The sequence below is a fragment of the Maribacter halichondriae genome, assembly GCF_027474825.1.
Classification (GTDB): domain Bacteria; phylum Bacteroidota; class Bacteroidia; order Flavobacteriales; family Flavobacteriaceae; genus Meishania; species Meishania halichondriae.
The window spans coordinates 1,701,305-1,713,992 of record NZ_CP107030.1 but is presented as its reverse complement, the minus strand read 5'-3'; the positions used below and the strand labels follow the sequence as shown (position 1 = coordinate 1,713,992).

Below are 12,688 nucleotides of genomic sequence, written 5' to 3'. Positions count from 1 at the left end.
AAAAATGAAAAATCTGGTCATATTAGGTGCTGGCACCTCAGGTACGATGATGGCAAACCATCTGGTATCAAAACTACCAAAAAAAGAATGGAAAATTACGATTGTAGACCAATACAAAACGCATTACTATCAACCCGGATTCCTATTTCTTCCCTTTGATATTTATACCACAAAACAGGTCAAGAAGAACGGTAAAAAGTTCATCCCGAAAGCGGTGGACTATATTCAAGAAAAAATTGAATTAATCGTTCCCAAAGATAATACGGTGAAGCTCGAATCGGGGAAAGATGTACCCTATGATATTTTAATCATCGCCACAGGCACAAAAATCGCTCCTGACGAAATTGACGGCATGGATGGTCCGGAATGGTACAAAAGCATTTTTGATTTTTATACCTACGAGGGTGCAAAATCCTTACGTGATAAGCTTAGGGAATGGGAAGGTGGAAAACTAGTAGTTCATATCTCCGAAATGCCGATAAAATGCCCCGTAGCGCCTTTGGAATTTGCCTTCTTGGCCGATTCATATTTTAAACACAAAGGTATGCGCGATAAAGTGGACATCACTTTTGTTACCCCACTTGGTGGAGCTTTTACTAAGCCCAAGGCCACTGAAGCCCTTCACTACCTCTTGGAAGAAAAGGGAATCAAAGAGGTAACCGATTTCGCTATCGAGCGTGTCGATTACGAAAACAATAAAATCATCGATTATGCTGATTCTGAAGTGGAATATGACCTATTGGTTACCGTTCCGACCAATATGGGCGATGCCTTAATTGAACGTTCGGGTATGGGCGATGATTTGAATTATGTGCCGACGAACAAGGGCACCCTTCAAACCTTAGACCATAAAAACATTTTTGCCATTGGTGATGCTACAAACTTGCCTGCTTCCAAGGCTGGTTCAGTGGCGCACTTCGAGGCTGAAATCTTGACTGAGAATATCCTTCATTTTATCAAGGGGGAGGAATTAAAAGTGGAGTTCGATGGCCATGCCAATTGTTTTATCGAAACAGGGAATGGCAAGGCGTTATTGATAGATTTCAATTATACCCATGAACCCGTTGAAGGCACATTTCCGTTTCCCGGTGTCGGGCCATTGAACCTATTAAAGGAAAGTAGAACCAATCACATGGGCAAAATGGCTTTTCGATGGGTGTACTGGAACATGCTGATCAAGGGAATACATATCCCTTTTGTATCGGCGAGAATGAGTACTAAAGGCAAACATTTTGAAGAAGTAGAATAATAAAATAACCTAAAATTAATAACAATGAGAAAGATCATATCACAAACCGAAATTGAAGTAAACGAAGAAGGCTATCTGACCGACTTTTCACAGTGGACCGAGGAAATTTGCGAGTGTATTGCAGATGAACAAGGCATCTGTATGACCGAAAGACATTGGGAAGTTATCAAGTACATTCACGAAAAACATAACAATGAGGAACCACTTTCGATACGTGGTATCAAGAAAAGTGGGGTAATCAATATCAAGGAATTTTACAGCCTTTTCCCTGGTGGGCCATTAAAAAAGGCAACAATGATCGCTGGCATTCCAAAACCAAAAAGCTGTATTTAACCATTGATCGGTTTTGACAAAAGTCGTTCAGATTTTCAATCGGATTGGCAAACAAAACCACAACATTAAAACTTGAATTATGGGAAAGACCAAAGTTAGAAAGATGCTATTCATTCTTTCAAAGGCAACAATTGAAAACGTATATGCAGCCTTCATCATGGCCAATGGCGCACGAATGGAGGGTATAGAATCAGAGATATTTTTTACCTTTTTTGGATTGGAGGCCATCCAAAAGAAAAAGCTGGAGCACCTGCACGTGGCCACTGTAGGCAACCCTGCAATGCACATTCCTACCATGCTTGGGGGATTGCCGGGAGTGGAGGCATTCGCCACCAAAATGATGAAAAATGAAATGGAAAAGTTGGATATGCCGCCGGTAGGGGAATTCCTCGAAATTCTTTCCGATTCAGGTTGTAGGCTTTGGGCCTGTAAGCTCGCGGTCGATATGTTCCACTTAAAGGAGGAAGATTTGATTGATGAGATTGAGGGCATTTTGACCATCGGCGATTTCTATAATAGGGCCGATGAAGAAGGTACCCAACTTCTCTTTATTTAGAGATTAGCAATCTATTATTACTCGCTCAATAAAAAAGGCACCTCATTTTACCGAGGTGCCTTTTATCAAACAACCAATCAAAACAAACTGAAACATGAGTATTTTTTTAATGCTTAAACATCAAAAAATTACCGACCACAATGTTCTTTACTAGAACTAATAATTAGTTCGTAGTCGGCTTCCGATAAGTACTGTGGTTCATAGGTAGTTTCATACAGCTCCAGAGCGGAAACAAAACTTTTCAAATGGTTACGAGAACCACATTGTAAACTTTCAAATACTGTTGTTGTCGCATCATTCATGGTGGAATTCAAATAGTCTTCAAGATCAACGATGTCAAGGTCTTCTATGGTAGCACCTACCCGCAATGCCATTTTCTCATCTATACTACCATCAATAATAAATTGATCGTACAACTCTTGTATCTCGCCGTTGGCAAAATCGCCATCTGGTAAAATGGTATGCCCAATGGCAAATTGATCTAGTAAGGCGATTACCGCATTCATATGGCTCTGTTCACTCTCTTTGATATTGGAAAACTGATTGATTGCCCATAAATCATCAAGAAAACGATAGGTGTCACGGGCTAGTTTTTCCTCTTCCAACATGAAAAGCAAGGCCTCTTTGTCTTCGTTACCGATTACGGCATTTTCCAAATCATCTATAGACTCGTCTGATCCGTCATTATTACAGGCAGTTACTAGGGTAAAAAGTCCGAAAATTGTTATTAGAATTCTAGTATTTTTAAATGTTTTCATATCTTTTTTCCATAAATATCAGGATTAGCTTAGACTCTTGCAGTCACTTTTGTTACACAAAAGGCACTCCGTTTTACCGAGGTGCCTTATACTAACCGATCAACAAAACCGAATATGAAACAGGTTTACTTTTTAGGGGATTTTACAAATGTATTAAATAACAATCCGCCCATAAAGGCCCCATATAATGTGCTATTTACAGGTTTTGAAGTAATGGCACAGGTGCCTGAAATACAACCGACTTCCGCATAGTATATATATCCGGCAATTGCACCGACCACAACGCCCAAAACTGTAAGTAAAATTGCTTTTTTTGTCATTTGAAAAATTATTTCTAGTGTAAATCTCAATATTATGGGACACCTATACAGCAACTTTTGTTACAGAGTATGGGGTGTCAAAGGAAGCTTAGCAAGCTTGTCTATTACGGACTGTCATTTGGATTTTCATCCTCTTCTGACCAGTTCGCTTAACTCAATGATTTGGGTCTGGCCGTGCCGAGTTTAAATTATCGACATGAAGCATATAAGTAGCTATGGTTTTTAGTTCTTCGTCAGACACGTTTTTTAAAAATCCGTCGATATTCGCTTGCATAATGGCTACTTGGCTTGCGATGGTGTCTACCATCGGTTTGGCCTCGCCCTTTAAAAATGCTACTATATCCCCGTTTTTTTCTTTATAAATGGTCATGATCTCTTTGACCGAGGGGCCTATTTTTTTCTCGTTAACATCATGACAGGTAATGCATGTTTTTTCTGAAAATAATCGATTGCCCAGAAAAATTTGGGAATCCATGCTCAATTCCCCCTCTCGGGTACGGACTTTCCCGATTTTTCTGTTGGTTTTTTGTTTCTAGTACAGCCACATACTACCAACATTATTAAGAGTAATGAAAATAAACGCATTTTTGTTTCAGTATGAATAATGGTACTATTAAATATAGCAAAAGGTACTGATCACAATTCTTTTAAAAACAAATATTTGATTGCCCAATAAAAGCAACAGTTTAAGCAAGTCGATATTCATTTTCTAGCCGAATAGCCCATCTAAGCTTCCCCCATCCACCATTTGGGTGTTTGCTCTTCCTTGACCAGTTTGAACTTTTCGATAGCGTGGATCTTAATGTGATTCGCCATTTCTTCTACCGAATCGGTTACAAACAAGAGCTTCATATCTTCGGGACCAATGCTTTCCTCTTCTGCCATAATCTGAATATGATGGCAGAGTTCTTTATGGTATTCCGAACCGAATATGACTACCGGGAAGTTTTGGATCATCTTGGTCTGGATCAAGGTAATCGACTCGAAGAGCTCATCCAAAGTGCCCATTCCGCCGGGCATGACTACGAACGCATAGGAGTATTTTATCAAGAGGAACTTGCGCACAAAAAAATACCGGATGTCGATCCATTTATGCAGATACGGATTCGGTTTTTGCTCAAAGGGGAGGATAATATTGCAGCCCACCGAATAACCACCAGCTTCATAGGCTCCTTTGTTAGCCGCCTCCATGATGCCGGGCCCGCCACCCGTCATTACGGTAAAGCCCAAATCTGCCAAGGCCGCACCTACTTTTTCGGCCTGTTGGTAATAGGGATTGTCGGGTTCGAATCGTGCGGAACCAAAAACGGTAACGCATGGCCCGATAAAGTGCATTTTCCGGAAGGCCTTGATAAAACTAAACTGTACCCTAAAAGTAAAAAGGAGCTCTTTGAACCTAGAAAGCGGTCCAGAGAGAAATTTCGATTCTTCAGGTTGTAATCTGTGGTTTGTATTGTTTTCCATGAGGTATTTCTTTACTTCAGTTTATAGCAAATGGTTTCAATATCGTTTTATTCAAAATAAAAGATTTGTGATAAAAATCCCATGGGAAATTTATGAGAGAGATTATATACATCTGTTTTAGGTGCGAGTAGCATTCGATTACTGAAAAGTAATTCTTCACCAGTTTTGAAAATTTGAAGAAATCGATTTCTTAATAGGCTTTTTCGTCTACAAAGGTACTTTTTGTTGTCTTACCTATATTAACTCTAATCACAAATCAATGATTTTCAAATGGTAGCGGTTCAACTTCAACTTTCCCATATTTTCCAGTTTTTTGAGTAATCTGGAGACTACCACACGTGAAGTATGCAATTCATAGGCAATTTCTTGATGGGTGCTGTTGATGGTGTTGCTTCCGGTTACACGAGCTTTATCCTTCAAGTATTTTAAAAGGCGCTCATCCATATTTAAAAAAGCGATACTGTCTACCGTTTCCATCATTTCATTAAGACGGTTATGGTAACTATCCAAAATGAAATTACGCCAGCTAGAATATTTCGCCATCCATTCTTCCATTTTCCCCACGGGAATCATAATCAGTTTGGCAGCAGTTTCAGCCACGGCCCTGATTTCACTTTTTTTATGTCCGACACAACAACTTAAGGTCATGGCACAAGTATCGCCGTTTTCCAAAAAGTAGAGCAATAGCTCGTCGCCGTTCTTGTCTTCCCTTAAAATCTTGATGACACCAGAGACCAACAGCGGCATGTTTTTGATATAATCGCCGATTTCCATCAGTTTGAACCCTTCGGGAATTTCTTTATAGGTCGCTACTTGATTGATATCATTAAGTAGTGCATCTTCAAAAATATGGCCGTAGTTTTCTTTGAGTCCTTGAATCATTTGAGGGTTTTGTTCCTTATTTCTTTAAGTATTCAAATGTAGTTGTGGATTGAATCAATAAAAATGACAAAAGTCATTTCCAATTCATAACGTAGTCTCAAAATTAGGGTTCACTAACGAATAGAACTGTAACTACGGTTACCTAAGTATTCATCAATGAAAAATGGGAGCCTAAGACTCCCATTTTTAAAAAACACATCATCAATCAAAAAACTATACTTCTTTTCCTTTCATCATCTTATTCCAATACAGGTAGGGGAGTCCGTATTTTTTTAGCATCCACAATCTCCAATGTTCTTTTGAACTGTCAGAGATGAACATCTGTTTTAGTTTGGGATCAGGAATAAAGTTGTTCTTATAGTCGAATTCTGCTAACACCATTTTTCCATAGTCAGTAACCAGTGGGCAAGAAGAATAGCCGTTATACGCCTTTGTACCCATCTTATGTTGTGAAATAAGCAAGTTGATATTATCGACCACGATCGGCACTTGTTTACGGATCGCCGCACCCGTTTTCGCCGTTGGTAGAGCGGCTACATCGCCCAAGCCAAAAATGTTCGCATATTTGGTATGCTGCATGGTCTGATGATCTACGCTGACCCAACCTGCGTCGTTGACCAACGAAGATTCTCTTACGAACTTAGGAGCGACCGATGGGGGAGCGGTATGCAACATATCATAGTGAATACCGTATCGACCACCATCCTTGGTAACTTTTACATCTTTATAATTATACTGGAAAGTTTCATCCAATTTCAGTTCGCTGTCTTGATCACCTGTAATGACAACGCAGCCGCCCGCGTTGATTTCCTTGCCCATTTCATACCAAGCGATTTGCTTTTCGCCATCAACGGCAACCAATTTATGATGAAATCGTAGGTTAATGTCTTTTCTATCTACAACTTCCATTAGGGTTTTGGCAATTTCCTTGACACCGAAAATAACCGTTCCGCCCGTAGCGAATACTACATCGGTGTTTTTGCGAACACTACTTTTCTGAAAATGACTTTCAGCCAAATACATGATTTTCTGAGGTGCGCCACCACATTTAATGGGCGTGGTAGGTTGAGTGAATAGCGCAGTACCGCCTTTGAATTTTTTTATTACATCCCAAGTATGTTTTGGGTCTGTGTAGTTGCTGCAAACAACCCCCTTGTCGATCACATAGCCGAGTCCTGGAACCAAACTAAAGTCATAGGTTAGTCCGGGTGCCACCACTAGGTAATCATAGGTAATTTCACCGCTCGATTTTGTGGAAACAGAATTGTTTTCAGGAGCGAATCCGGTAGCGAAATCTTTGATCCAATTGACATTTTTAGGCATTACCGATGCCATTGGTCGCGCCGTTTTTTCATAATCGTAGGTGCCTGCGCCAACCAATGTCCATGCTGGTTGATAATAGTGTGTATCGGCGGGTTCTATGAGGCCGATGTCCAATGTCCTATTTTTGTTCAACAATTGGCCTGCAACCATAATTCCCGCTGTGCCTCCGCCAATGATAAGAACCTGATGATGTGATTTCATTTTTAGGGTCGTTTATTGTTTATCCTTAAAAGTAACACGTCTTTTCTTAGAATACAGCAACTTTTGTTACACAAGATTGTTGATGCCTTAAAATGCGCTGTTAAAATTTACGAAAGAATAAAATCTGCAGCCATTTGGGCGTGCAATTTTGTCGTCGCTATCAAGGGAATGCCGAAATCCTTTTGACCAATTAGCATCGGTAATTCTGTACAGCCAAGAATGATACCCTCAGCGCCTTTGGTTTTCAAGAATTTCATTTGTTCGATAAAAAAGTCTCTGGCTTGATCGGTAAACTGGCCTTGCGTCAGTTCTTTGGAAACATAATCATGGCATTTGTCAAGGTACAGCTCATCGGGAATATTTGTTTCAATGCCATAGTTGGCTGAGAGCTGCGATTGAAAAAAACCTTTGGTCATGGTCGGGCGATTTCCAAGTAGCCCCAATTTTTTCAATCCTAGTTTTGTGGCTTCCTTTCCTGTGGCACCGGCGATATGAAGTATGGGAATACCAATTTTTGGTTGCACAAAATCGTAGGCCATATGTGGAGTATTGGCGCAGATTACAATGGCTTCGGCTCCCGCCTGCTCCAATTTTTGGGATACCTCAAGGTATTTAGCATTGATTTTATCCGCATCTTGTTCCCGCATTATTTCGATATTGATGCTATGGATAATCATGGGCGGATTGGCCTGAGCACCGATTCTTTGCCCGACGAGTTCGTTTATCAATCGATAATAAACAATAGTGGAATGCCAAGAAGTACCGCCGATCATGCCTTGGGTTTTCATACTGCTATTTTGGGTAAGTCAGCTTATGGCTTATTTTGAATTCTATTTTTCCTCATCAAAATTCACGACCCAAATACCGCGAACCTCATTTGCATCATAACCAACGGCTAGATCTTTGGGATACAGGCTTTGCAAGGTTGTCAAGGTTTCAGGGTTATCTGCTCGGTCGGTTTGCCATGGCATTGTAGGCACATCGCGTTTGTGGTTATCGGATAGTAAAATTCGACCTCACCCTGTTCTCTTTTGACGATGGGTTTCGGTTCTTTTCCTGAAGCAATTAGTTTTTTATAATAGTTAATATAACCTAACTCCTCTTCATTGGCCTCGTTATTCGGGTTTCTTGGTTTGTCAGATACCCTTTTAATAATGGCATTGTTCATAACGGACATGCTATCTGTAAGTGCCATTGCTTTTGTGTTGCAAAACTCGATGGCCCCGACCGTTCCTTTTTCTCCGATAGCTTTGATGAGCTGCTGCCCCAAAGCTTTTTGTGTAGTCTGGGCATAGGCCAGTCCTTTCTGCGCATTGGTTTCTTGAATTTCTTTGGACACGATATTCCTGTTCATCCAGAGGTCTTTACCATTTTCTCCTTGAATAGCTTTATCGTACCATTTTGGTCGCTCAATATCATATTCGTAGATATATTCGGCTATTTGTGCTAAGGCATCATCGGGGTAGGGTATGTAGGGCATACTTCCAAATTCAAAGAGGGCAGCTGGCATTTTCGATTCCGTCTCTGGATCGTTGACCCATTTGATAAGGTCTTCTGTAAATTGTTCCTTAGTGGTATTTTCACCGATATAGTATTTTTTTACGGCGACCAAAGGCGGCGCTATCATGCTTTCTTGAGAAGCCTTCGGGTCATGGCAGATGTAACATTCCGTTTCCATAATCTTTTTTCCGGGATGCGATTGAACGGCTTCCGCCAGCTCTTTTTCCGAAGTAGATTCAACGGATTTATACTCTGATTTCTTAGAGTCCTTACAGCTTGTCAATACTAATACGGATAGAAATACTACGAAACGTTTCATTTTTCTTTATTTATTTTAGGAAGTCATGGCTCTTGGCTCTAGCTTCCTGAGTCTTATTATTTCGACATTTTTCCCGTGGCACAACTTACTAACGAAATCGCCTTTGCCGCCATGGAATTTTTACTATCTATGGATGGATATCCCAAGTTTTTCAATTTATCCTTTACCTTAATTGCATCGTTGCTATCTTGATATTCGAACGACACCTTTGATGATTCCACATCGACCAACACATCGGATATATTTTCAACTTCCGATATTTTTGAAGTTATGGTTTTGGCACAGCCACCACATTTTAGGTTTTGGACTATTATGGTTGTTTTCATGTTTGTATTGTTTTCATCGTTAATTTGTCATTCCGAGGAACGAGAAATCTCAATCTAGCTAGTGCCTGAAGCGAATTGCGTGGGATTCATCGCTACGCTCTGAATGACATTCAAAAGGGCTTACTGCCCACTGCTACTGCCCACTGAATACTTCTATCAAGGCCATCGCATAAACCCGCCTTTCAAATCATAGATCTTCGAAAAGCCCATATCTACTAATCGTCTGGCTGCTTTTTGACTGCGTGCACCGGACCTACAATACAGATATACCGGTTTTGATTTATCCATTTTCTCAAAAGCTTTTGCGAAATTGCCCGCATTGAAAAAATCGATGTTGATGGCGTTCTTGATATGTCCGCCCCTAAATTCATTGGCGGTACGCACATCTACCAGTTGCACTTTTTTACCTGTTACTGCTTCTGCATATGTATCTCGATCCAGAATGGCGATTTTGTCCGAGGTTTCGTTTTTTGCTCCAAAAAGAGCGCTTAAAAATGACATAGTTTTTGTTTTTTAACAGTTGGTTTTTTGTTAAAGGAAACGGCCAAAGTTTGAATAAATGACCGTTTCCTTAAAACAACCAACCAAAAATAGCTTGCCTGCCGATGGCAGTTTCAATTATAGTTTAACTCTTTTTTTGCCAGATAGAAGTCCACCAATTCGATGGAATCGTCTTTTAGCCTTGCATTCATTTCATCTAACGTTTTTGGCGGAGGAACGATGACCTTATCTCCTTTTTTCCAATCTAAAGGCATGGCGACCTTATATTTATCGGAAGTTTGTAAGGCTTCCAAAGCACGTAAGATTTCGTTCATATTACGACCCACGTTCAATGGATAATACATGATCAGTCTTATTTTCTTCTTTGGATCGATAAAAAATACGGCACGAACTGCAGCAGTTTCACTTTCGTTCGGTTGCAACATTCCGTATAGTTTTGAAACTTTCATATCGATATCCGCAATGATCGGAAAGTCGAAGTAAACTCCTGTTTTTTCCCTCACGTTGCTGACCCAGCCTAAATGGGCATGTACACTGTCAATACTCAAACCCAATAACTCGGTGTTCAAGGCATCGAACTCTTTTTTACGTGTCGCAAAACCGCTCATTTCTGTGGTGCAAACTGGCGTAAAGTCCGCTGGATGTGAGAACATCACAAGCCATTTATCCTTGGCAAAATCGGATAATTTAATTTTCCCTTTCGTAGTTATGGCCTCAAAATCGGGAGCTTGGTCGCCGATCCGTGGCATTGTCGTTGTTTTAATTTCTGTTGTTTCCATTCTATTTATGTTTTATTATCATTCCCGCCCTTCGGCTGCGCTCAGGACTGGCTTCGGCGGGAATCTGTTTATTATTTCTGTCATTGCGAGGCACGAAGCTACCTACTGAATTATACCTCTAGTGTTCCTAATAGGCAGTTTGCCACGTCGATCTAACCCTTTCTACTTGCGTCAATCAACTAGAAGCTCCTCGCAAAGACACCCTCGAAACTGCCAACTGCAATTGCTGACTGCAAACTCCTTCTTAAAGCATCGTAGTCGGGCAAACATATTCCGATTTCTCGATGCTGGTTTTTTTCATTTCGTCAAAGCCACCTTCAACATCTACAAAATCGTTCCATCCTCTTTGTTTTAAGATGGATGCTGCGACCATACTTCGGTAACCGCCTGCACAGTGCAATACAAAAGGTTTGTCTTTTGGAAATTGAGCCAAATGCCGATTGATTTCGTTCAATGGCACATTTAAAGCACCAATAACATGTTCTGAATCGAATTCACTTTTCTTGCGGACATCGATGACCAATGGTTTTTCTGAATTAAAAGCCGCCTCGAATTCCTTCGCATCGATTCTACCGACGGTCTCGAAATCCTTATTGGATTTTTTCCAACTATCGAATCCGCCTTCCAAATACCCGATGGTGTTGTCGTAGCCCACACGAGATAATCGGGTAATGGCTTCTTCTTGTTTGTTTGGATAGGTAATCAAGAGAATTTCCTGTTTCACATCGGGAATCATTTCGCCAACCCATTGGGCAAAACTTCCGTCGAGACCAATGTTGATGCTGTTCGGAACGAATCCTTGGGCGAAATCCTTGGAATCCCTAGTATCCAACATTAAAGCCCCTGTTTCATTGGCAGCGGCTTCGAAAGCTTCCACTGATAACGGGGTTTTGGCACGATCCATCACCGTGTCCAAACTATCATATCCCTTAATGTTCATCAAAACGTTCTGCGGGAAATAACTTGGCGGAGCGGTCAAGCCGGTCAACAATTCTTTAATAAATTCCTCCTTCGTCATATCTGGGCGTAAGGCGTAATTCGTTTCTTTTTGATGGCCCAATGTATCCGTAGTTTCTTTGCTCATCATTTTTCCACAGGCGGAACCTGCACCGTGGTTCGGATAGACAATTAAATCATCGCTCAACGGCATGATCTTGTTGCGAAGGGAATCATAGAGATGCCCCGCTAATTTTTCTTCCGTTAAATCAGCAATGACGTGCTGTGCCAAATCAGGTCTTCCTACGTCTCCGATGAATAAGGTATCTCCGGTAATGATTCCATGTTCCTTTCCATTCTCATCGATCAATAGGTAAGTCGTACTTTCCATCGTATGCCCCGGAGTGTGAATGACCTTCACTTTATAATTTCCAACGTTAAAAATTTGACCATCTTCCGCGGTCAACGCATCGTAACCCGGTTTTGCCGTTGGGCCAAAAACAATTTGTGCACCCGTTTTCTTTTTCAAATCTAAATGTCCGCTCACAAAGTCGGCGTGAAAGTGCGTTTCAAAAACGTATTTGATTTTGGCATTGTCTTTTTTCGCCCTGTCGATATAAGGCTGAACTTCGCGAAGGGGGTCAAAAATGGCCGCTTCACCATTGTTCTCTAAATAGTAGGCCGCATGTGCCAAACAGCCGGTATAAATTTGCTCTATTTTCATGCTCTTTTATTTTGGTTTTACTTCAGTAAAGGTATAAACTGCTGATTAGGTGTACGGTAACATTGGTTACACATAGACGGTGGTATGGGTAGGAGACGTAGTTCATTATTCCAATATTAGCCTCAATTTGCCCAACAGGATTAATTCTGATTTGTTCGTACCCGAAAAGGAATTGGCGATTGCATAGGCAGTATCCAAAATCAAGACCTTGATAAAAGGAGTGAATTTCTTTTCGTGGTCTTTATAGAATTCCTCGAATTCAGCGAAAGTTTCGTCTCCATCCTTTTCATTATCCAAATGCCAATCGAATACCGTTTCTATTTGAAATGCGGCATCCTCGCCATATTCATCCTCAATGGCATCGACATCGAGCCAATATTTTCTGATAAAACTTCGCAGTTTGTCTATTTCTTTAGTGTGAACACTCTCGTCGGCCATAGCTACTGAATAGAAAAGTTTCCCTAAGTTTTGATAGAGTTCGTTGCCTATTTTTTCGGAATATTCCATAAAACCAATG

Annotated in this window: 16 protein-coding genes; 3 read left to right on the top strand and 13 right to left on the bottom strand. The window is 40.8% G+C overall.

The genetic code is table 11. The annotated features are described in order from the left end of the window. Positions 1 to 4 precede the first annotated feature (4 nt). The 3 genes from sqr to N8A86_RS07895 all read left to right on the top strand — a co-directional run bounded on the left by sqr (position 5) and on the right by N8A86_RS07895 (position 2,138). On the top strand, positions 5 to 1,249 hold the full coding sequence (gene sqr, locus N8A86_RS07905; protein ID WP_273568545.1) for a type III sulfide quinone reductase, selenoprotein subtype: 1,245 nt from the start codon (positions 5 to 7) through the stop codon (positions 1,247 to 1,249). 24 nt (positions 1,250 to 1,273) lie between these two features. Beyond that, positions 1,274 to 1,582, top strand: coding sequence for a TusE/DsrC/DsvC family sulfur relay protein (locus tag N8A86_RS07900; RefSeq protein ID WP_273568544.1), 309 nt, complete (start codon positions 1,274 to 1,276; stop codon positions 1,580 to 1,582). 79 nt (positions 1,583 to 1,661) lie between these two features. Next, positions 1,662 to 2,138, top strand: coding sequence for a DsrE/DsrF/DrsH-like family protein (locus N8A86_RS07895; protein WP_273568543.1), 477 nt, complete (start codon positions 1,662 to 1,664; stop codon positions 2,136 to 2,138). A 128-nt stretch (positions 2,139 to 2,266) separates the two neighbouring features. Here N8A86_RS07895 and N8A86_RS07890 read toward each other — a convergent pair whose 3' ends face one another. The 13 genes from N8A86_RS07890 to N8A86_RS07830 form a co-directional block, all read right to left on the bottom strand. After that, complete coding sequence (locus N8A86_RS07890) at positions 2,267 to 2,896, bottom strand: DUF2202 domain-containing protein (RefSeq protein ID WP_273568542.1); 630 nt, start codon at positions 2,894 to 2,896, stop codon at positions 2,267 to 2,269. Positions 2,897 to 3,021: 125 nt separating this feature from the next. Beyond that, the gene (locus N8A86_RS07885; RefSeq protein ID WP_273568541.1) at positions 3,022 to 3,216 is read right to left on the bottom strand and encodes a DUF6132 family protein; all 195 of its coding nucleotides are present in this window, start codon (positions 3,214 to 3,216) and stop codon (positions 3,022 to 3,024) included. Between the two features lie 154 nt (positions 3,217 to 3,370). Then, entirely contained in the window at positions 3,371 to 3,691 is a 321-nt protein-coding gene (locus tag N8A86_RS07880) for a c-type cytochrome (protein ID WP_273568540.1), read from the bottom strand. Positions 3,692 to 3,942: 251 nt separating this feature from the next. After that, a complete protein-coding gene (locus N8A86_RS07875; RefSeq protein WP_273568539.1) occupies positions 3,943 to 4,680 on the bottom strand; it encodes an LOG family protein in 738 nt (245 codons plus the stop codon). 249 nt (positions 4,681 to 4,929) lie between these two features. After that, a complete protein-coding gene (locus N8A86_RS07870; RefSeq protein WP_273568538.1) occupies positions 4,930 to 5,562 on the bottom strand; it encodes a Crp/Fnr family transcriptional regulator in 633 nt (210 codons plus the stop codon). A 213-nt stretch (positions 5,563 to 5,775) separates the two neighbouring features. Then, a complete protein-coding gene (locus tag N8A86_RS07865) occupies positions 5,776 to 7,086 on the bottom strand; it encodes an NAD(P)/FAD-dependent oxidoreductase (RefSeq protein WP_273568537.1) in 1,311 nt (436 codons plus the stop codon). A gap of 107 nt (positions 7,087 to 7,193) precedes the next feature. Beyond that, positions 7,194 to 7,874 (bottom strand): aspartate/glutamate racemase family protein, encoded by a 681-nt coding sequence (locus N8A86_RS07860; RefSeq protein ID WP_273568536.1) that lies wholly within the window; start codon positions 7,872 to 7,874, stop codon positions 7,194 to 7,196. Positions 7,875 to 8,014: 140 nt separating this feature from the next. Beyond that, the gene (locus N8A86_RS07855; RefSeq protein WP_273568535.1) at positions 8,015 to 8,905 is read right to left on the bottom strand and encodes a c-type heme family protein; all 891 of its coding nucleotides are present in this window, start codon (positions 8,903 to 8,905) and stop codon (positions 8,015 to 8,017) included. Between the two features lie 56 nt (positions 8,906 to 8,961). Next, positions 8,962 to 9,231 (bottom strand): heavy-metal-associated domain-containing protein, encoded by a 270-nt coding sequence (locus N8A86_RS07850; protein ID WP_273568534.1) that lies wholly within the window; start codon positions 9,229 to 9,231, stop codon positions 8,962 to 8,964. A gap of 156 nt (positions 9,232 to 9,387) precedes the next feature. Continuing rightward, positions 9,388 to 9,732, bottom strand: a complete 345-nt coding sequence (locus tag N8A86_RS07845) for a rhodanese-like domain-containing protein (RefSeq protein ID WP_273568533.1) — start codon at positions 9,730 to 9,732, stop codon at positions 9,388 to 9,390. A 113-nt stretch (positions 9,733 to 9,845) separates the two neighbouring features. Further along, a complete protein-coding gene (locus N8A86_RS07840; protein WP_273568532.1) occupies positions 9,846 to 10,511 on the bottom strand; it encodes a peroxiredoxin in 666 nt (221 codons plus the stop codon). A gap of 244 nt (positions 10,512 to 10,755) precedes the next feature. Then, complete coding sequence (locus N8A86_RS07835; RefSeq protein ID WP_273568531.1) at positions 10,756 to 12,171, bottom strand: MBL fold metallo-hydrolase; 1,416 nt, start codon at positions 12,169 to 12,171, stop codon at positions 10,756 to 10,758. A 105-nt stretch (positions 12,172 to 12,276) separates the two neighbouring features. Next, positions 12,277 to 12,678, bottom strand: a complete 402-nt coding sequence (locus N8A86_RS07830) for a hypothetical protein (protein ID WP_273568530.1) — start codon at positions 12,676 to 12,678, stop codon at positions 12,277 to 12,279. Positions 12,679 to 12,688 lie beyond the last annotated feature (10 nt).

Coding starts and splice junctions, on each gene's coding strand:
- N8A86_RS07870 (WP_273568538.1), bottom strand. CDS start 5,562: ATGATTCAAGGACTCAAAGAAAACTACGGCCATATTTTTGAAGATGCA.
- N8A86_RS07890 (WP_273568542.1), bottom strand. CDS start 2,896: ATGAAAACATTTAAAAATACTAGAATTCTAATAACAATTTTCGGACTT.
- N8A86_RS07855 (WP_273568535.1), bottom strand. CDS start 8,905: ATGAAACGTTTCGTAGTATTTCTATCCGTATTAGTATTGACAAGCTGT.
- N8A86_RS07875 (WP_273568539.1), bottom strand. CDS start 4,680: ATGGAAAACAATACAAACCACAGATTACAACCTGAAGAATCGAAATTT.
- N8A86_RS07860 (WP_273568536.1), bottom strand. CDS start 7,874: ATGAAAACCCAAGGCATGATCGGCGGTACTTCTTGGCATTCCACTATT.
- N8A86_RS07885 (WP_273568541.1), bottom strand. CDS start 3,216: ATGACAAAAAAAGCAATTTTACTTACAGTTTTGGGCGTTGTGGTCGGT.
- N8A86_RS07900 (WP_273568544.1), top strand. CDS start 1,274: ATGAGAAAGATCATATCACAAACCGAAATTGAAGTAAACGAAGAAGGC.
- N8A86_RS07840 (WP_273568532.1), bottom strand. CDS start 10,511: ATGGAAACAACAGAAATTAAAACAACGACAATGCCACGGATCGGCGAC.
- N8A86_RS07880 (WP_273568540.1), bottom strand. CDS start 3,691: ATGGATTCCCAAATTTTTCTGGGCAATCGATTATTTTCAGAAAAAACA.
- N8A86_RS07865 (WP_273568537.1), bottom strand. CDS start 7,086: ATGAAATCACATCATCAGGTTCTTATCATTGGCGGAGGCACAGCGGGA.
- N8A86_RS07830 (WP_273568530.1), bottom strand. CDS start 12,678: ATGGAATATTCCGAAAAAATAGGCAACGAACTCTATCAAAACTTAGGG.
- N8A86_RS07835 (WP_273568531.1), bottom strand. CDS start 12,171: ATGAAAATAGAGCAAATTTATACCGGCTGTTTGGCACATGCGGCCTAC.
- N8A86_RS07850 (WP_273568534.1), bottom strand. CDS start 9,231: ATGAAAACAACCATAATAGTCCAAAACCTAAAATGTGGTGGCTGTGCC.
- sqr (WP_273568545.1), top strand. CDS start 5: ATGAAAAATCTGGTCATATTAGGTGCTGGCACCTCAGGTACGATGATG.
- N8A86_RS07845 (WP_273568533.1), bottom strand. CDS start 9,732: ATGTCATTTTTAAGCGCTCTTTTTGGAGCAAAAAACGAAACCTCGGAC.
- N8A86_RS07895 (WP_273568543.1), top strand. CDS start 1,662: ATGGGAAAGACCAAAGTTAGAAAGATGCTATTCATTCTTTCAAAGGCA.